General features: G+C 60.5%; 20 protein-coding genes. 5 read left to right on the top strand and 15 right to left on the bottom strand.

What is annotated here, in order from left to right; all coding sequences use genetic code 11:
• Positions 1–72 precede the first annotated feature (72 nt).
• From ACN9M1_RS27425 to ACN9M1_RS27375, 11 genes are all read right to left on the bottom strand, one after another.
• The gene (locus ACN9M1_RS27425; RefSeq protein WP_045204917.1) at positions 73–1,002 is read right to left on the bottom strand and encodes a type IV secretion system protein; all 930 of its coding nucleotides are present in this window, start codon (positions 1,000–1,002) and stop codon (positions 73–75) included.
• A 47-nt stretch (positions 1,003–1,049) separates the two neighbouring features.
• Complete coding sequence (locus tag ACN9M1_RS27420; protein WP_426401005.1) at positions 1,050–1,172, bottom strand: hypothetical protein; 123 nt, start codon at positions 1,170–1,172, stop codon at positions 1,050–1,052.
• A complete protein-coding gene (gene virB5 / locus ACN9M1_RS27415) occupies positions 1,169–1,900 on the bottom strand; it encodes a P-type DNA transfer protein VirB5 (RefSeq protein WP_082076095.1) in 732 nt (243 codons plus the stop codon). Before virB5 ends, ACN9M1_RS27420 begins: the two co-directional genes overlap by 4 nt.
• Positions 1,901–1,996: 96 nt before the next feature.
• Positions 1,997–4,486: a transporter gene (locus tag ACN9M1_RS27410; RefSeq protein WP_426401003.1), complete on the bottom strand. Its 2,490-nt coding sequence runs from the start codon at positions 4,484–4,486 to the stop codon at positions 1,997–1,999.
• Positions 4,487–4,496: 10 nt separating this feature from the next.
• The gene (locus ACN9M1_RS27405; protein ID WP_045204919.1) at positions 4,497–4,871 is read right to left on the bottom strand and encodes a VirB3 family type IV secretion system protein; all 375 of its coding nucleotides are present in this window, start codon (positions 4,869–4,871) and stop codon (positions 4,497–4,499) included.
• A 3-nt stretch (positions 4,872–4,874) separates the two neighbouring features.
• Positions 4,875–5,171: a hypothetical protein gene (locus ACN9M1_RS27400; RefSeq protein WP_426401002.1), complete on the bottom strand. Its 297-nt coding sequence runs from the start codon at positions 5,169–5,171 to the stop codon at positions 4,875–4,877.
• A gap of 55 nt (positions 5,172–5,226) precedes the next feature.
• On the bottom strand, positions 5,227–5,898 hold the full coding sequence (locus tag ACN9M1_RS27395; protein WP_426401001.1) for a lytic transglycosylase domain-containing protein: 672 nt from the start codon (positions 5,896–5,898) through the stop codon (positions 5,227–5,229).
• 132 nt (positions 5,899–6,030) lie between these two features.
• Complete coding sequence (locus tag ACN9M1_RS27390) at positions 6,031–6,336, bottom strand: hypothetical protein (RefSeq protein ID WP_045204921.1); 306 nt, start codon at positions 6,334–6,336, stop codon at positions 6,031–6,033.
• A 338-nt stretch (positions 6,337–6,674) separates the two neighbouring features.
• Positions 6,675–7,433 carry a helix-turn-helix transcriptional regulator gene (locus ACN9M1_RS27385; RefSeq protein WP_045204922.1) on the bottom strand — a complete coding sequence of 253 codons (759 nt, stop codon included), beginning with the start codon at positions 7,431–7,433 and terminating at the stop codon, positions 6,675–6,677.
• 300 nt (positions 7,434–7,733) lie between these two features.
• Positions 7,734–9,197, bottom strand: a complete 1,464-nt coding sequence (locus ACN9M1_RS27380) for a M81 family metallopeptidase (RefSeq protein ID WP_045204923.1) — start codon at positions 9,195–9,197, stop codon at positions 7,734–7,736.
• Entirely contained in the window at positions 9,194–10,504 is a 1,311-nt protein-coding gene (locus ACN9M1_RS27375) for an MFS transporter (RefSeq protein ID WP_426401000.1), read from the bottom strand. The genes ACN9M1_RS27380 and ACN9M1_RS27375 overlap by 4 nt, the downstream gene beginning before the upstream one ends.
• Before the next feature lie 188 nt (positions 10,505–10,692).
• Here ACN9M1_RS27375 and ACN9M1_RS27370 point away from each other — a divergent pair, with 188 nt between their 5' ends.
• The 5 genes from ACN9M1_RS27370 (at position 10,693) to ACN9M1_RS27350 (ending at position 15,873) form a co-directional block, all read left to right on the top strand.
• Entirely contained in the window at positions 10,693–11,610 is a 918-nt protein-coding gene (locus ACN9M1_RS27370) for a LysR family transcriptional regulator (RefSeq protein WP_426400998.1), read from the top strand.
• A gap of 244 nt (positions 11,611–11,854) precedes the next feature.
• Positions 11,855–13,033, top strand: a complete 1,179-nt coding sequence (locus tag ACN9M1_RS27365; protein ID WP_045204985.1) for a ParA family protein — start codon at positions 11,855–11,857, stop codon at positions 13,031–13,033.
• Positions 13,034–14,026: a ParB/RepB/Spo0J family partition protein gene (locus tag ACN9M1_RS27360; protein ID WP_045204926.1), complete on the top strand. Its 993-nt coding sequence runs from the start codon at positions 13,034–13,036 to the stop codon at positions 14,024–14,026.
• A gap of 420 nt (positions 14,027–14,446) precedes the next feature.
• Positions 14,447–15,343 carry a hypothetical protein gene (locus tag ACN9M1_RS27355; protein ID WP_426400997.1) on the top strand — a complete coding sequence of 299 codons (897 nt, stop codon included), beginning with the start codon at positions 14,447–14,449 and terminating at the stop codon, positions 15,341–15,343.
• Positions 15,344–15,354: 11 nt separating this feature from the next.
• The gene (locus tag ACN9M1_RS27350) at positions 15,355–15,873 is read left to right on the top strand and encodes a hypothetical protein (RefSeq protein ID WP_426400996.1); all 519 of its coding nucleotides are present in this window, start codon (positions 15,355–15,357) and stop codon (positions 15,871–15,873) included.
• Here the strand turns inward: ACN9M1_RS27350 and ACN9M1_RS27345 are convergent.
• From ACN9M1_RS27345 to ACN9M1_RS27330, 4 genes are all read right to left on the bottom strand, one after another.
• Complete coding sequence (locus ACN9M1_RS27345; protein ID WP_426400995.1) at positions 15,870–16,079, bottom strand: hypothetical protein; 210 nt, start codon at positions 16,077–16,079, stop codon at positions 15,870–15,872. The genes ACN9M1_RS27350 and ACN9M1_RS27345 overlap by 4 nt on opposite strands.
• Before the next feature lie 53 nt (positions 16,080–16,132).
• Complete coding sequence (locus ACN9M1_RS27340; RefSeq protein WP_045204932.1) at positions 16,133–16,414, bottom strand: helix-turn-helix domain-containing protein; 282 nt, start codon at positions 16,412–16,414, stop codon at positions 16,133–16,135.
• 3 nt (positions 16,415–16,417) lie between these two features.
• The gene (locus ACN9M1_RS27335) at positions 16,418–16,753 is read right to left on the bottom strand and encodes a type II toxin-antitoxin system RelE/ParE family toxin (RefSeq protein ID WP_045204933.1); all 336 of its coding nucleotides are present in this window, start codon (positions 16,751–16,753) and stop codon (positions 16,418–16,420) included.
• A 79-nt stretch (positions 16,754–16,832) separates the two neighbouring features.
• Entirely contained in the window at positions 16,833–17,294 is a 462-nt protein-coding gene (locus tag ACN9M1_RS27330) for a ProQ/FinO family protein (protein ID WP_045204934.1), read from the bottom strand.

Raw genomic sequence — 17,294 nt, 5'->3', positions numbered from 1 at the left:
GCAGGCGGCCAAAACCGCCGCCAGCGAGATGACGATGAGTGTTCTCATGGAAGAGTCAGTCGTGGAGTTTGGTTAGGAGCCCGACGTGCCTTCCATCGAGCCGCCACCGCTGCCGCCTTTACCGCCAGAGCCCTTCAAGCCGCCTTGGATCGCTTTCATGATCCGCGCTGCCTGGCTGATCTTGCCGACCATGCTGGAGATGCCGACCCCACCCGTGAGTTGAGACGCGAGACCGGGCAAGTTGAGCGTGATCACAAAGAACGCCACCCCCATCAACGAGATCTCCACGAGCGAGGCCAGATTCGCTTTGTCAGGGGCGATCGAAGAGGCGAAGGCGATCTGGATCATTCCCGCGGCTGCCATCAAGGCAACGAGAATTCCGTAACTCAAACACTGGCCAATCCACGATTCACAGAAGCGTCGCGTGGCCGGAAACAACGCGGCTGAGATGAACATCGGTCCAATCGCCAGCAACAACCCAAGTGCGAACCGCGCGAGGATGATGTAAGCAGCGGACAGGCCCATGAATGGGAGCCCCAGCAGGAACGTCAGGAAGACGAACACCACCGCATTCAAAATGCTCTCCGGACCATGGGCCTTTTCCAGGATGAACCACATGGATCTCACATACGTCGTCGCCAGCGTGTCCATAGCGGCGCCTGTGTCCTGCGTTCCCGTCAACGCACGAGCGATGTCATCGCCCAGGCCATTGAAAAACGGCACGACATACTGGCTGTAGTAGCCAATGTTCATGCCAAGCGTGAGCACCACCGCCCAGCCCGCCATGCGCTGGATGAAGTCCGGCACTGGTTCGTGGCTGTGGCCTCGCCAATACGAGACCATCACCAGCATCACGTAGATGGCGAACCCCGTTGCCATCAGCGGTGTGATCAGCGTGATGATCTTGGCCGAGCCCGAGTTGATGACGTTCAGCAGGTTCTGATCAAACCTGGCAAACATCTTGGTGAAGATTTGGATCTTCCACGAAGATGGATCTTCCATTGCGCCTCCCTACTGCGGTATGCGACTAACCAGGCGGTGGACGAGCGTCACTTCTTCTTGCCCAGGAATTCCGCCTTGGCGGCTTCTTCCTTCTTTTCATCCCAAGACTGTTGCTGACAGCCTGCAAGGAACGCCGCACCAACGAGAACAAGCATCAGAATTCGCTTCATTGCACACCTCCCAGGAACTCACGTTTCGCTTCACGCTCGCGCTGCTCTTCCGCTAGGCGCAGTTCGCTCTGTTGTAGTTGCGACATCAGGTTCAGTCGGGTCTGCTCGTTCTGCACCATCGTGTATTCAGCGGACCACCGGTTCTGCAGGTCTGCCTTGGCTGCCGGGTCTTGGGTCAGGTTCGACTGCTGCATCAACGCCTGGATGTTGTTCAGACGCGCGAGCGTCGCGTTGTAGGCCTGCATGGCCATCGCCTTGTTGGCTGCGATCACGTCGTAGTAGCGCTGCTGCCCGGCCGTCGACGCGCCGGTTAGCCCCTCCGATGCGGCAATCTGCAAGGCCGCGTTCGAGATGCCTTGCAAATTGCCGCTCTTGACATGGTCATACACGGCCTGCCATTGGTCAGGCAGATAGCTGCGCAGGCGCGGATCATTGAGGATCGTCCCTAAGCCGCGATTACCGGTCAGTGCTTCGTACTCGCTCTTGAGCTGGTCGATCTGGGCTTTGAGGTTCTGCACCATCAACACTGCTTGACCAAGATTCGACACATCCAGCACAGGGATACCCGTCGCATTGGCTGTGGACAGGTACATCGCACCCGCCAGGGCGATCAGCGCACGCCTGGCCTTTGGGTGAATCGGCTTTTTTGGGCGCGACAACCACGGCAACACCTGGGTGAGCAACCCCCCGTGCCGCGCGAGCACCCCGTTGCACTGCTGAATTTCCATTCTTGCTTCTCCGGTTTGTAGTGCGGGCGATATGCCCTTTCCCCCCGGAAGCCTCTTGCTCTTATTGCCGGGCGGCGCTGTCCGCGCGACCCGTGCTCAGGCAAGTTGGCGATGCATGGATTCGTTTGCGCTCGGGCGCAATCTCCGGCGCGCTTGCATGGCCTCGTCGAGCTTCGGTTTCCAAATCGACGCGTCGTTGCCGCATTCGGCTATCAGCTTCTTGCGGGTGGTGGCCTCGAACACCCGGTCCTGCAGGATCGGCAGCCACACGTCGGGGTCATCACCCACCTCTGCGATCACCTCGTCGAGCAGCTTGTTGTTCTCCTTGTTGCCGGAGAGCACCACCATCTCGTCCTGGAACCCATACAGGTCGAGCGTCGCAAAGGCAGACTGGTTGCTCTGCTTGATCAGGCACGTGCGCGAGGTCTTGGAGAGGCGCTTGAACTCCGCGAACTCCTTGGGCGTCATGTTGGTACGCTGATAGCTGCTGTATTCCGCTTCCGGATCGGGCAAGAAGATCTTGGTGGCCGTCTGGCTACGGATTTGCGGCCAGATCTCACTCGCCATCCCCTGCTCCGGCTGCTGCGACACCAGCACCAGGAATTCGCCTTCCTTGCGCCCCGCACTGAGCGTCTTGGCCATCTCTTCGCGCGTGCGCTTGAACTTGATCGGCGCCCAGTACTCCTCGATGATGGACATCATCAAGCCACCCTCCTGCTGCATCAGCGCCTTGAGGTGGAAGAGATAGGCAAACAACGGCTCCGACGGTGCGTAGTTGTCGACCAGGAATTCGGTCACGTCGAAACACACGTGGCGCTCGTCAGTGACATCGACCAATGACTGCGGCGGGTTGTCGAACATCCAAGCAAGCGGACCGTCTTCGGCATGGCACCACTGGCCGAGACGCACATACAGGCTGTCGCCGCCCATGTTCGGAATGGATTCGAGCAGGCGGCTGAAAGTGCGCTGCGACAGATCCTCCAGGGCCATCACGGTGTCGACGGCATCCTTGATTTGCTTCTTCTCTTCAGCGGTGAGCTTCCCGTCGGCATCGCGTGCGCAGATGTTGACCAGGTCGTACAGAAACTGGCGGTTGTATCCCGTGTCCGGCAGCTCGAATGGCGCCAGCCCGGTCGCCACACCGCGCTGCAGTGAGATATATGTGCCGCGCAGCATCTTGAAGAAGATCTTCATGCCGCCGCCGTAGTCCAGGCCGAACACCATCGGATCGAAGCGCATGAAGAACGACGCGATGGCCAGCTGCAGGGCCGTCTTGCCCACACCGGTGGCACCGTGGATGACGGTGTGGCCGGCGATCTTCTCGCCGATGTTGAACTCGTCGTCGCGCGTGGCGTGGTAGTTGAAGCTGTACAGCTTCTTCGAGACCGTCTGCAGCGGCATGACGGCGCTGCCATCGCCGATCGGGTTACCTTTGGATTTACCGGCCGAGTAGTCGTGAACCGAGAACGTCGATGCGAGGTTGCGCGAGCTCTTGAGCATCGGACGCGGCAGGATCTTGGCGCCCGGCACCTGGCTGAAGTACGTGTACGGTGCGGACGCAGTGGCCCGCACCCAACCGACACCGCACTCGCCCTTGGCACGCACCTTGACCAGCTCGCCGCGGTCGATGGCTTCCTTGGCCGTGTCGCCGTAGACCACTAGCGCGCCGTGGTATTGGCCGAATGCCAGTTCGCCGGCACTGATCAGAGCCTGGGCATGTCGAAGCTCGGCAATCTGGTGCTGCGCCTTGTCGCCGACCGATTCCAGCTTGTTGATCTGGCCCTCGATGGCCTTGTCGGCGCCGGCAGCCGTCAAGCAGCCGAACGACTGGGTGATGGTGAACTCGGCATCGAGCGTGAGCAATGGGTTCAACTGACCCCACCCGCTCTTGGGAAAATCCTTCAGGTCGTAGCAGGTGGCAAACTTCTCGGCGGTGTCGGTGCGGATGACGAGCAGGTCATAGCCGAAGTGCAACCACGAATCCGGGATCGTTTCGTATCCGGGACCGGCCGTGATCGGCACGGCGAGGTCTGTGCCGTTGACCAGCTCACCGATGAAGCGATACGGCTCGGAGAACGGCAGGCCATTGCGCTGGTTCGTCTCCAGATACTCAGGGTCGTAGTCGCGAAGGGACTTGAAGGCTTCGTCGCCCAGTTGCTCAATCGCCTTGAGGCCGTCATCGAAATCGTCGTACTTGAGCAGCAGCGACAGGTAGAACGCGTTCTCGAAGTAGTTGCCGTTGTGAAAGCGCTGCAGATACTTGTACGTGAAGTCCTGCAGGAACTGCGACTGGAATTGATAGGCCTGGCGGAACGACACTTTGCGGCGCTTGAACGTGGCCCACATCGAAAGGCGGTTGCCGTGATCGCGGCCGATGCCCGCGTAGAAGCCGCTCAGGTTATCGAACAGGTTGGTGAGCAGCGCGTCGCTGGCCGACTCGAACGGGATGCCCGTCAAGCGCATGCAGAGCATCATCCGGCCGTCTTCGTAGTGGGTGACGCGGCGCGTGATGGGCATCTCGATGCGCGGCAGCCACGCCTCGATCGGCGGCACCTTGCCAAAGTCGCTGGTCAATCGTGCTTGCATGGTGGAATCCTTATTGAGCGCGCTCGGCGGGCGCCTTGCGGAAGGGCCGGCGATAAACGCTGAGGTGTTGGCCGTAGCGGATCGGCGCCAGGGTCAAAGTGCGGCCGAACATGCGCCAGGAGCGCCGGCGGAGCACGCAGAGCACTTCGAGCCAGAGGATGCGCAGTGCCTGGTCGTCGGTCTCGCACGTCTTGCGCAGGAACAGCAGGATGGGGACCGCCAGGGCGCCAAAGAGCAGCCCACCCGGGCCCATGAAGGCAGCGGCGAACAACGCCAGAAAAACGAACGCGCCGACCACGATCAGCAGCGGGATCAATGGGACGCCCCAGTACATCGCGACCCTGCCCAAGCCTGCGTATGCGGAGTACTTCGGCTTCTCCGTCATGGCTCAACCGACGAAGAGGTTCCAGGCCCACGGCGCGATGATGACGACCGCGCCGACCGCGGCCACCTTGCCGATTGCCAGGCCGAAATCGGCCCATCGCGCTTTGTCGCTCCAAAGCTCCAGACCCACCCAAAGGAGGTAGATGACGGCGCAGATGCCGCAGAAGCTGTAGAACCAGATCTTGAAGGTGTTCCCAGCTTGCGTGCCGGAGTCCAGTCCACCGGCAAACGCCGGTGCACAGCACAACAAACCTGCAAACAGGGCCGCCAGGGTCAGGGGAATTTTAGGGAGGGATTTCAACTGCGTTCTCCTACGGGAATGCCGACGATGCGGCTGGTTTGAATCCGGGGGGAATTCACTGCGGGCGGAAATCGCCAAAGGCGTCCCACTTCGCGCGCGCTCTGGCGCGCTCGTCTTGGTCTTGTGCTGTCGCGGTGGTTGCTTCGGGCGCGGCGCTTTTCGCCTGTCGAGCGGAGCGAACAGGCGTTGGGGCACTGGGCGCGCGGGGGGCGGCCCGATCCAACACAACGGGAATGGCCGGGACTACATCGACAGGCGGATTAGCTGTGGTCGCATTGGCGGCCACGCGTTGCACGTAGCTCGTGCCCGCGCGTTCCACCTGAAAGCCGCGATTGAAATTGCCGCTGTAGTAGCAGCTGATGGTCGCGTTCAACGCGCGATCAGGGCCGAGTTGCGCGTGAGCGCGCTGATAGCATTCCTGGAGGATGTGAGCGCCGGCCTGCAGGTTTGCGCAGGCGTCAAAAACCGTTTCGTAGCTCAGGCCAAGGCGTGGCAGGTGGGCCTTGTTGACCTGGCCCAAGCCCATACTGAAGTTCAGACCCTGGGCGGCCAGGGCCTTGGCGGTTGCAACCGCCTCTGCGCGCGTTTTCGGCTGGCGAGTCAGATGGCCGCCGACGACACCGATCGCGTAGGGGTTGAAGCCGGATTCCGTGCGGACAACGGCCTGCAGCGTCGTCGGATGGACGCCGGGAGCGCACTGCTGCGCGAGCGCATTGAAGTCAACCATGTGACCTCACTTACGCACACACGTTTTCACAAGGCGAGCAAACGCTATAATGGGCGCAGCCATTTGAGCCTCTCACGGGTTTTACGATGGTCAGGCTGGCATCGGTGCTCGTAACACTGGTGCCGGCCGCTTTTACGATTGGACCGCTCGGTCCTCTCCTTCTGCCTTCAGTCCCCAGACCTTGCCTTCAATCGCGATCGACAAGTTCTGGCAGTTCTCGCAATACTCATTCACGAACAGCAGTGCATCCTCTAGGTACCGCCAAGTCTTGGTCTTGCCCCGATTTGTCTGCACCTGGTACTGCTTCGTTGCTCTCTTGTCGGCATCAAGTACGCTGACGGCGATGATCCACTTCCCCTCGTCCTTTTGAAGGTTCAGGAAGTAGTTGTTCGAGCCGGTAAGCGCCACAGCCGCCAGTTCCCTAAATGTGAAGTACATATCCCCTCTGCCAGTTGCACAGGCGTATTTTCCATGGCCTGGACCGCAGAACGGGACTTTCGTCGCTGCATTGAGCAAATCATACACCGTTTTCGCGACCGTGAAATCAAAACGATTATTTTGATTTCAGAACGATTTTATCGCTCAGCCCTCTGACACAATCCGGTCAGGTCACTCCGTAATGAGTTCCATCGGAACCTCTCTGCCTGCGGCCGGGAACACACAGCTAGTGCACCAGAATTCCCTGACACGGCAAACCGACACGCGAGCTGTCGTTGTTGTCCTTGCAATCCGCTGACTAAAGAGCGTCGAGCATATCGGCCGCCACCCAACTCTTGCTATAGCACTTTCGTCCCGAGGCTTAGCGGCGACGCGAACCATCGGGACGCAAACACAGCAACTCCGGCCCGATTCGAGCAGCCCATCTTGTCCATGATCCGGCTCAGGTGATGCTTGACCGTGCTCTCTGTTGTGCCCATCAACGCAGAGATCTCCGCATTGCTCTTACCCTTCCCGATCCATTCCGCAATTTCGCGCTCCTTCTCTGTCATGTCCGAAAGGCCTCGTGCGGCAAGAATCCACTGCTGCTCGGCATTGGAGATTGCTCGTACAAGTGCTGCATGGAGGACCGGTGTCAAGTCATGCAGAGTCGCATCCAGTGCTGGGGGATCAATCTCTGGCAACCGGTGGAAGCTGAAATAGGTGCCGACAAAGTTCTTCTCGTCAAAGACCGCGTCGGCTGCAGCGTTGCGCAGGTCATGCTTCGTGAATTTGGCGAGCCAGGCAGTATCGATGCCAGGCCACGGGGCGTGCGTATCGAAGTAGACCGGCCGGTGCGTAGCCAGCCATCGACGCATTAACGGGGTATCGATGCCCCCGGCGGAATTCTCGATCGCCCGCAGATGCGCGATTGGGTAATCGACCAGGACGACGTGGTCCATGGAAACCCCGGCAGACGTGATCCGCCCGTGCCCACATGCCAAGCACTCGTGTCTCAAGACAAGGCCAACATCATGGCGGACCCAAGCTTTGAAGTCGGCAATAGAATGAACATCTTCTGCAGCGACAATGCAGCGTTCAATGGCGTTGGTTAGCATGACATACGCAGTACTGGTGGTACACACAATGCCGCCCGCCGACGCCGAACGAACTTGAAGTTGCCCATGGCAACCCGCTCGTGTTTGGCGCGACGAAGCGCGTAATTCCCCCAGTTCGGGCTATTTTAGAAACACGGCCGACGCTTCATTTGTTGGCTCGTGCGGTTGCCCGTTTTCGCGCTTCATCAGCGCCAGACGCTTGCGGAAAATTCCGCCTTCCCCGTGTCTATTCGTTGCGAACGGCGCTATACGACGGCGGCGGCATGACCGCGCCGGCGAGCGTTCTATTTCGCTTTGTTTCTACACACCCGGTCGCACGCGCATTCCAGGCGCCAGCCGTGTCCATGGAAGCTCGCCGGGATCGGCCAGCGCAACACCTGGCGCCTTGGCCACCAGCACCGCCTCGGCAATCGGCTCGAAATCTGCCCGGAAATGTACCGAGGACTTGTTCACCAGAATCTTCATCAGCTCGGGCTGAATGCCCACCATGCGGTACTGATTCCGATCCATCATCTGCGCACGTGCGGACGACACTGCGACATGGACATCGCCAATGCGTAGGCAGGCCGACAGGCCCAGGTGCAATTGCAGGCCGTTCATCATCGGACCGTCAAAGACGCACTCGCCGTTGGACAAACTCTCCACCGTGAATGTCCCCTCAAAGGGCTCACCAGAATCCGCTCCAATCGCAAGTCGGATCTGCGCTCCAAGCCCTGCGGCATGGGCTGCCTGTGCGGCTTGAGGATCGTAGATGAGACCAATTGCGGCCCGCCTAGCGTTGTGCCTCACAAGGGCAGCCAGCATGCCCGTCGTATTTGAGTCGCCGCCCGCGCCGGGATTGTCTTGCGTATCCGCGATCACTACCGGATTTTGCGCGGGCCCTGCAATCTGCATTGCGGCAAGCACGGCTTCATCGGGCGACAGGAACGTGGTTCCCCACTGTTGCTCCCTATCGAGGATGTCTCGGTACAGCGCTTGAACAGCGTTGTCGAGTTCTGCCGCATCTACGCCATAGCCCCAAACGGTCGGCCCGCACTCCGGGAAGTCGGCTGCGGGAAAGCCAGGCGCAAACGAGAGTGAGAGCACACCGCCCGTTTCCGCCTGTGCCAACCGCATGTAGACACCGCGCGCAGGTTCTTCACTCGTGCACATGCCGTTGATCGGAATCAGGAACGGCAGGCGCCGGCACGCTTTGGCAACCGGCGCCTTGGCCGACATCAGATCTTTGAGTAGCTGTGCTGCTCGCATACCTGTGGTGGCCATGTCCACGTGAGGATAGGTTCGATACGCAACGAGCCCGTCCGCACTCTTTTGCATTTGCGCGGTCACGTTGGCATGCAGATCGAGCGACGCAACAATCAGCACATTGGTGCCTGTCGCTGCGCGCAGTCTGGCCAGCAGTTCTCCCTCTCCATCGTCGCAGTGCTCGGTCACCATCGCGCCATGCAAGTCGAGGTAGATGGCGTCCAAGTTCGGCAGCAGAGCTCCCGCTACGATCTCGCTCGCGATCCGCTCGAACGCTTCCTCTGTGACAGGCCCTGACGGATTCGCGGCCGCCCACAGCACCGGCACCAGCTCGTGTCCGGAGGCCTCCATGGCCGCGAGAAAACCCGCAATGGGTACATTTGCGCTACGCAACGACAGCACATCGCTACCCCGCTTCATTGCCGGCCACCCATCCCCGTGGACAAACATGTCGTAGGTCGCACGGGACGGTGCGAAGGTGTTGGTCTCGTGATGGAAACCTGCAACGAGAATCTTCATAGCGTCACCAGTTTCGAAGCCGCTGCACTGCGGCGGACCGCCAGCAGGATTGCGCCAATGACCAGCAACGTAGCGATCACCAGCAAACCAGCCTGCAGCGAACCCGTCGCGGCTTTCGTCCAGCCGACGATGGTCGGGCTGAAGAATCCGCCAAACAGACCAATCGAATTGATGAAGGCGATGCCCCCCGCAGCAGCGGTGCCCTTCAGATGTTCTTGCGGAATGGCCCAAAAAACGGTGTACGACGCAAAGACAGCCGCCGTGGCAAGCGTGATGCTAGCCAACGCAGCAGGGAATGATGTCGAATAGGCAGCGGCGGCCAGGAAGCCTGCGCCCAGCATCGCTGTGACCGCGCTATGCCACCGACGTTCACCACGTCGATCGGAACTCTGGCCGAGCGCGTACATGGCCACGATTGACACCAGGTATGGCACCGCCGAGTACAGGCCGATCTTCAACAAGTCGGTGAGCCCAGCGGACTTGAGGATGGTGGGCAACCAAAAGCTGACGGCGTACAAGCCACAGATGAGGCAGAAATAGGCAGCCGCCAACACGTACATGTTTGGATCGGTGAGCGCTTTGGCGAACGACTCGGACCGACCGGTGTTGGATCGTTCGACCAGGCTTGCGATGAAGGCCTTCTGCGCCTCGGTCAACCAAGTCGCGTCGGCAGGCTTGTCGACCAGATAGAAATACGCCGCTACCCCGAGAAGAATGGAAGGGGCTCCTTCGAGCAGAAACATCCATTGCCACCCGGCGAGCCCGCTGGTGCCTGCCAGATGCGCCATGATCCAGGTCGACACGGGAGCGCCGATGGCACCACCGATCGGTGCGGCACATAGCACGATCGCCATGGCACGCGCCACCCGAGCGCCCGGATACCATTGGGATAGGTAATAGATCATGCCTGGCGCGAAGCCAGCTTCGAAGGCACCAAGCAGGAAGCGCAGCGAGTAGAACGTCCCCACATTGGTGACGAACAGCATGGCCGCTGACGTGATACCCCAAAGCAGCAGAATGCGGCTGAGCGTGCGACGAGCGCCAATCTTGGCGAGCAACAGGTTGCTCGGCACCTCGAACAGCACGTACCCCAAGAAGAAGACGCCAGCGCCAAGGCCATAGGCGGCGTCACTCAGCGCGAGGTCACTTTGCATCTGCAGCTTGGCGAAGCCGATGTTAATGCGATCCAGGTACGCAAACAGGTAGCAGACCGCCAAGAACGGCAAGACCCGCCGGTTCAGCCGGCGGTACACGGCCGCCTCATTTTCTCGGCTGCCCAACACATGCTCTGTTGCGTTTGCTACCATCGACCGCCCTGCCATTATGCGAAACGTGGCGGGACTCTACACGAAACACATACTGTAGGTGTCCGCGATTTTGTGGACGGGGTGGCCTAAAAATGTGGACACCTTAATTTCACTCCATCGGGGGATGAAGCCACCTGCGAGACCCGATAACAATAAAAAAGAGGACCACGTTATCCGAGGGAGACCGCATGTACGACATCACGCGCGCCAAGATGCGCGTTTTCCAAGCATTGCTCGAACACCAATCGGTCCGCAAAGCGGCAGATCAGTTAGCTCTGAGCCGAACGCTGGTGAGTCGGTATTTGACCGAACTTGAAGAGATGATCGGCGAACGACTCTTCGATCGAGCTGCCACCGGACTGATGCCGACGGATGCGGTGCCCTACCTGCTCGAGTACGCGCGCAGCGTGGAGGCTTCCCACGAGAAGCTGCTCGATGGAGTCAATCAACTCAAGCGCTTGCACACCGGCAACCTTCTGATCTCTTTGAGCGAAGGTTTGATCGATACGCTGATCGAAGACGTGCTGGCTGACTTCGCGAAGAAATACCCCGGCGTTGAAATCGTCTTGAATATGCGGGCCACCGCCGAGATTATCGGCGACGTGTTATCCAATGACGCGCACATCGGCTTGGCCTATAACCCGCCCACGACACAGGGCGTTGAGTTCCTTGCAAGTGCCGTCCACCACATCGTGGCCGCAGTGCATCCAGACCATCCGCTTGCACAAAGCGCAAGACCTGTCTCGCTCGCAACCGCCCTCAGCTATCCGGTTGGCATCATGCCGCAGACGTACGGTCTGGGCCTGTTGATTCGCACTATCGCCAAAGCGGAAAACTTGATGCTCAGGCCGAGCTTCAATGCAAACACCCTGATGGCGTTGCGCGCCTATGCGCAACATGCCGGTGGCGTGGCGTTTGTCACCGATTTTTCGATTCGAAAAGAAGTAGACGCAGGCCAACTGGTCGCCGTACCCATCGCTCATCCACTCACGGAAAACCAGTATGCCCGTGTTCTGGTCAAAGAAAACCGCCCTCTACCGCGTGCGGCACAAGAGGTTATCAGTGCGATCAACGGGCACCTGACAACTTTGTCTACTGAGGGATAGCCGTCCCCTCGCTTCGATGCCGCTTGTAACTCATCGACGAAAGGCAACCAGCAAATGTGCACGCTTCCCGCTGCGGGGGTAGGAGCTGCGGCGTCCTGCCCCGCAGTTGGGTGTGCGCCCCTGGGATTCTTCAGAGTTTACTTGAAGTTAACGAGGAGGCCCCGTATTCTTCGGTCAGCGCGCATTTTTGCGAAAACCGAAGAATCCACCAGATACCGGGGCCTGAGCCGTGAACACAAACGCCTTGATCAGTACTCGACTGCCAGAGGTTGACCAGTCGGTGTCCATTGATACCTTATTGGGTGTAGCTGCTCAGGCAACTGATATTTTGGCTCAGATCCGGGATGCAATGCTCGAGCCGTACCCTCGCAAGCATCCGCCCACCTTTACCAGTGCTCAAGTCGCGTCACTGTGTGGGCTCGACAAGCAGCGCCTCCAATACCTTACTACGAAAGGTGATCTACCAGCAGGCAAGTCGCGAGGCAGCGGCCGAAGCAAGGAGTTCACGCTAGAGGAAGCGATCACCTGGGTCAGGAGTACCACGACGCGCATGCACCGCCCTGCCCATGCACGTGGGCGGGTTCTCACGGTTGCTAATTTCAAAGGGGGGGTGGCGAAAACCACTACCGCCGTGTCGGCAGCACAAGCACTGACTCTCCTCGGTCGGCGAGTCCTCGTCATTGACTGCGATCCGCAGGGAACTACGACTCAATTGTGCGGATGGGCTCCAGATGCGGAAATTACGGACGAGCAGACACTATTACCATTGATCTATGGTGATCAGGCCGACCTGAGTTATGCGGTGCAAAGTACCTACTGGCACAATCTGGATCTGGTACCTGCGTCGTCCTCACTGTTCGATGCTGAGTTCGAAATTCCCGCAAAGGTCCTTAGGGATAGCACCTTCGCATTCTGGGACATCATGAATGCGGGCCTGCGCCCTCTGCTGGATTCTTACGACGTGGTGGTCATCGATACGCCACCCGCACTCAGCTATTTGACCATCAACGCCCTACTGGCGTCCGATGCGATTCTACTCCCTTGTCCGCCGGAAGGCCTCGACTTTGCGAGCTCAACGCAGTTTTGGCATCTGTTCTCGGACATTGCAAAGAAGCTTCCTGGCGTAGCCGATTCCAAGCGGTTCGATTTTGTGAATGTGGTACTCACCAAATCAAAGAGTGATGACGTCTCGCGCGTGGTGAAGGGCTGGTTGCAAAAGGCATACGGTGACCGCGTGCTTCCGTTTGAGATTCCCGATTCGACGGTCCCCAAAGGAGCGTCAGCCCAGCTCTCAACGGTCTACGACCTGTCGAAACCTGACGGCAGCGCTGCCGCGTACCATCGATACAAGGACCCGCTCGATCGGCTCGCTGAGCACTTGGATGCTCAGTTCGTCCGGGCTTGGTCGCAAGAAGGAGTCTAAATGGGCATTGGTGATAAGTTGCTTGCGAAGACGGCCAACGTCGAAGCCAAGCCTAGGCCAATAGGTCAACCCAGTACGTCCGAGGCGAAAACTTCGCCCGGGCGGCTGATGGATGCGCAAAACCGCATCAACTCGGCGGAAGTGCGCATCGCACAATTGACTGCTGAGTTGGAAGAGGCGAGGAAGGCCGGCGGGGCTGCGGAGATTCCACTGTCCGAGCTGCATGAGGTTCCCGGCCGGCGCCGGCATATGCCTGCGGAGAAATTCGTCGAACTGCGTGAGAACCTCCGCAACAACAAGTTGATCCACCCCGTGGTTGTTCGCCCTCGCGCAGAAGGGGGGTTCGAGATTGTTTCCGGTCATCACCGGTGCGATGTTTATCGGGAGCTGGGACGAGATTCAATCCGTTGCGTGCTTGAGAACGTCACGGAGGAGGAGGCTTCGTTAGGCGCGTTCTACGCCAACTTGCTCCAGTCCGACCTCACGGACTATGAGAAGTACCTCGGCTTCCGTGACATCCAGAAGCGGTTTCCTGGCATCACCCAGGCTAGGATGGCCGAGCAGTCGGGGACACCGGCTTCAGTTGTATCAGCGCTCATGGCGTTTGAGCACCTCCCGCCAGCCGTTCTCGACTTGCTTGACGAGATACCAGCTTTGCTCGGTGCGAACGCAGGAGCGGACCTGTCAGCACTGACCCGTAAGGGGCGCGCAAACCAAGTGGTCGAGGCAGTCCAGCGTCTTGCGAAAGGGGAGCTCGACCAAACTCAGGCTGTGAGGCTTGCGAGCCAAGAACCGCAGAAAGCCAAACCAACCGTGAGGGCTTCTGGCTTCAAGATCCGTGCGGGCCGGACGGTGTATTGCGACTTACGGACCGCTCGGAATGTTGTACGCCTGGAGTTCAGCAACGAACAAGAAGCAAAGGCCGTGCAGGACGAGCTGAAAGCACTGCTCGAACGACGGGCAGAAGCAGTTGTCGCCGAGAAAGAGAAATAATTCCTTAAAAATCAACGACTTGGTATTACGAATCAACACCAGGTCTTGTGTTTTCAGGCCTTGAATATGAATTAAGTAGACCCGGAAAGACAAAAGCCTTCGGCTGGAACCGAAGGCTTTTGCAAATTGGGCTTGGCTGGAACCTCGCCCGCTACACTCCCCGGCTGGAACCGGAAGAGCATCGACACTTCGGAGTGTAGCGGATAAGGCAACCACGTCAAGCGATGTCTGACCATTTTTCGAAATGGATACGTGGCTATGTCTATCGCGCAACGCTCGGTTGCAGGCGAGGAAGTCTTTCGCCCTCGAAAAACCTCATTCGACGAGCATGGGCTCGCTGACCGCGTCCCTACCCTCGCGCCCCCCAAACGCCGCAATTTACCCAACCGCATCCTGCGCGCTTATGACTCTGCAAAGCACGTGACCGGCGTCCCTCGGGCCGCCCGTGCGACCCTCGCGGAACTGTGCCGCTTCGTTCCCCAAAACGAGCCCTTTGCACCGATCTTTGCCCACAAGGATGTGATTGCCGAGCGCATTGGCGCTGACCAACGCACGGTCTATCGCCACCTTGCCACGCTCCGCCAACTCGAACTCATCGAAGTCCTGCCCCAGGAGCGTAAAAGCCGCAGCGGCCGCTTTGCCGTGGCACGTGTGCGTCTGACCCGCAAAGCCTGTGAACTGGTGGGCCTGATCGACGTGCCAGAGGACGTTATCCACACGCCACCGCACGACAAAATGTCAGACGGCCATACGTTAACTGAACCCACTCTCTCAAAGAATCAACGCCCCACCCTGGTCGGAGCCCTACCCCAAGATCTGGCCTGGCTCACTGGCCAAGGGTTGTCGCGGGCGGGTGTTTTCAAGCTGATGGGCCAGGCCAAACAACACGGCAAGCGTCTGTCCGACATCGTGACGGTGGTGGCCGGTTATCTGCAGGACCTGAAGGGCGGCAAGCTGTTCGCCTACCTGGCCGCCCTCGCCTGCGGCCCCACTGACTTCTCGGTCGCGGCCGCCGATGAACGCCGGCGCCAGCAACGCGCGGCCGAAGAGCAACGCGTCAAGCGCCGCGCCAAGCTGTTCCGCCAGCGCTTTGCTGGCACGACGCTGACCAACCGCACGCAGACCAAGCTCTACGTGATCGACCAGCGCGCCCGCTTTGTCGAGGTGGTAGAAGCCGGCCGCAGCGCGACGGGGCCGCTGACGGAAACCGAACCGTGGATCGAACGGCTGCGCAGCGGCGACCTGCGTCTGGCCACTGCCGAGGTCGAACGGGCCTTCGGGCGCCACTCCTTGCCGGTCAGCCTCGCCCTCAACTAGGAGTTTTCTGCATGGGTCGCAGTCGTCCCCCGCGCAAGCCGTACCGCCCCAAAGCCTCCAGCACGTCCACGCCGCTGCGCACGCAGCCGTGGCGGCTCGAAAATTCCTTTGGCCCCTTGCGGGCCATCCTCGAACACGTGGCCCGCGGCGGTGAGCTGCATGCGACGGAGCAGGGGGCGTGGATCTACGTGTCGCCCACGCACCGCCGGGCCTACGAGGTGCCGGCGACCCTGCGCGCGTATGCGGAGGTCTTTGCCGTCCTGCGCATGCGTGACCCCCAGTGCCCCGATGTCGAGCCCTTGCGCTGCGCCGCCCTGGACATCCACACGGGAGCGGTGACGGAAGCGGGGGTGCAGGCAGCGCTCGCGTGCCTGGATGCCTTGTGGGCGTACAGCGCGACCCAGCCGGCGGGCGTGATTGCCGATGCGGCCCAGAGCGTGACCCTGCGTGCGCATCTGAACGCGTTGGACCGCGCCAAGGACGCCGATGCAGCGGGAGGAGACGGGGCGGGGTGTGCGCCGCGCGCTTAGTCGAACAGGCGTTGCTGCCCGTACACCGCTTCGAGCTGCTCGCGTGCGGCCTGGTCGCTGTGCAGGTCGGCCACGAGGTGGGCCGTGCCACAGCGCGTGCAGATCCAGGTGGACGCGGTGGCGTAGGGAAGGGCGGTATCTGCCGTGGACCGGGTGTGGTCGCACAGGCGGTCGCAGGTGGGGCAGGCCAGCCAGCGGGTGGTCATGGCAATCAATGCCCAAATCAGGCGGTTTGGTTGTGCTGAGCCAGGCGCACCGCTTAGGCGGCTTCCAAGACCCGCAATTCGACGTGCAAGCCCGCCGCGCTCGCCATGTTGACGAGCGCATCGAGCCCGAACAGATTGATCTTGCCGCGCATCAGGTCCGACACACGCGGCTGCGTCACCCCCAGCAGCACGGCCGCTTGGGCTTGGCTGAGGCCCGCCGCCTCGAGGTGGCGTTTGAGCGCCATGAGGAGGGACGAGCGCAGCTTCATGTTTTCGGCCTGCACGGGCGTGTCCTCGATGGCCTCCCAGACACTGGCGAACCGTTGTGTTGTCATGATTCAGCCTCCTTGTTTCATCAGGTCGCGGTAGCGCTTGGCGGCCAACTCCAGATCGCCTTTGGCGGTCTTCTGCGTCTTCTTCTGGAAGCAATGCAGCACATAGACCGCGTCCGCCAATTTGGCCACATAGATGACCCGGAAGGCGCCGGCGGCGTCCTGGATGCGGATCTCCTGCACGCCCGCGCCCACCGTCGGCATCGGCTTCCAGTCGTCGGGCGTGAGCCCATGCTGGAGCCGATCGAGCTGGTAGCCCGCCTCGCGCCGCGCGCTTTCCGGAAACGCGCGCAAGTCATCCAAGGCGCTGCCGCGAAACTCGACGGGCTTCGTCGCAGTCATTCGGCATCCCTTTTCTTACAGTTGCAACTATACAAGATTTTGTATAAATCCGCACGGTGCTCGGCACGACGGCGGCCGTTCAACGCGGTGGGTGTTTCTTCAGCCGCGCGGCGTCTTGTTTCGGGCGGCCGACGCGCAGCTGTTGTCCCCGGCTCGCCTCGGCGGCCGTGACGTGCCCGGCGGCTTGGCCGGCGAGGTCCACGCGCGGCGCGCCCTCGGTCAGGCAGGCCCAGTAGCGGGCGCCCCGGCACCAGGTTCGCAGCGCGTCGCGCAGTTCGGCTTCGCTCAGATCCGGCGCCTGGGCCTGCAGATCGGCAAAGATGCCGATCCTGAGTGGCACCTTGGGCGCCGGGTTCTTGGGGAACGCCAGCGGGAAGCGCTGTTGCAGCTTGCCAATGGTCCGCACCACGGGGTCGACCGGAGTCGCTGCAGTCGCGGAGGGGGTGGTGCGGCGGGGCGCCTGGGCGCGTGCCGTGCGCTTGGCCTCCTCGGCCTGTGCGGCCAATTCGGCCTTCAAGGTTGCCAGTTGTTCGAAGCCCAT

Source organism: Ralstonia sp. R-29 (genome assembly GCF_049913345.1).
Classification (GTDB): Bacteria; Pseudomonadota; Gammaproteobacteria; order Burkholderiales; family Burkholderiaceae; genus Ralstonia.
The sequence above is the reverse complement of the archived record's forward strand: the minus strand, read 5'-3'. Positions and strand labels throughout refer to the sequence as shown.

Bases quoted from the DNA above. Each gene is read 5' to 3' on its own strand.
- ACN9M1_RS27410 (WP_426401003.1), bottom strand. From the start codon at position 4,486: ATGCAAGCACGATTGACCAGCGACTTTGGCAAGGTGCCGCCGATCGAG.
- ACN9M1_RS27425 (WP_045204917.1), bottom strand. From the start codon at position 1,002: ATGGAAGATCCATCTTCGTGGAAGATCCAAATCTTCACCAAGATGTTT.
- ACN9M1_RS27405 (WP_045204919.1), bottom strand. From the start codon at position 4,871: ATGACGGAGAAGCCGAAGTACTCCGCATACGCAGGCTTGGGCAGGGTC.
- ACN9M1_RS27395 (WP_426401001.1), bottom strand. From the start codon at position 5,898: ATGGTTGACTTCAATGCGCTCGCGCAGCAGTGCGCTCCCGGCGTCCAT.
- ACN9M1_RS27390 (WP_045204921.1), bottom strand. From the start codon at position 6,336: ATGTACTTCACATTTAGGGAACTGGCGGCTGTGGCGCTTACCGGCTCG.
- ACN9M1_RS27420 (WP_426401005.1), bottom strand. From the start codon at position 1,172: ATGAAGCGAATTCTGATGCTTGTTCTCGTTGGTGCGGCGTTCCTTGCA.
- ACN9M1_RS27370 (WP_426400998.1), top strand. From the start codon at position 10,693: ATGTACGACATCACGCGCGCCAAGATGCGCGTTTTCCAAGCATTGCTC.
- ACN9M1_RS27380 (WP_045204923.1), bottom strand. From the start codon at position 9,197: ATGAAGATTCTCGTTGCAGGTTTCCATCACGAGACCAACACCTTCGCA.
- virB5 (WP_082076095.1), bottom strand. From the start codon at position 1,900: ATGGAAATTCAGCAGTGCAACGGGGTGCTCGCGCGGCACGGGGGGTTG.
- ACN9M1_RS27335 (WP_045204933.1), bottom strand. From the start codon at position 16,753: ATGACTGCGACGAAGCCCGTCGAGTTTCGCGGCAGCGCCTTGGATGAC.
- ACN9M1_RS27375 (WP_426401000.1), bottom strand. From the start codon at position 10,504: ATGGTAGCAAACGCAACAGAGCATGTGTTGGGCAGCCGAGAAAATGAG.
- ACN9M1_RS27385 (WP_045204922.1), bottom strand. From the start codon at position 7,433: ATGCTAACCAACGCCATTGAACGCTGCATTGTCGCTGCAGAAGATGTT.
- ACN9M1_RS27330 (WP_045204934.1), bottom strand. From the start codon at position 17,294: ATGGGCTTCGAACAACTGGCAACCTTGAAGGCCGAATTGGCCGCACAG.
- ACN9M1_RS27340 (WP_045204932.1), bottom strand. From the start codon at position 16,414: ATGACAACACAACGGTTCGCCAGTGTCTGGGAGGCCATCGAGGACACG.
- ACN9M1_RS27345 (WP_426400995.1), bottom strand. From the start codon at position 16,079: ATGACCACCCGCTGGCTGGCCTGCCCCACCTGCGACCGCCTGTGCGAC.
- ACN9M1_RS27350 (WP_426400996.1), top strand. From the start codon at position 15,355: ATGGGTCGCAGTCGTCCCCCGCGCAAGCCGTACCGCCCCAAAGCCTCC.
- ACN9M1_RS27360 (WP_045204926.1), top strand. From the start codon at position 13,034: ATGGGCATTGGTGATAAGTTGCTTGCGAAGACGGCCAACGTCGAAGCC.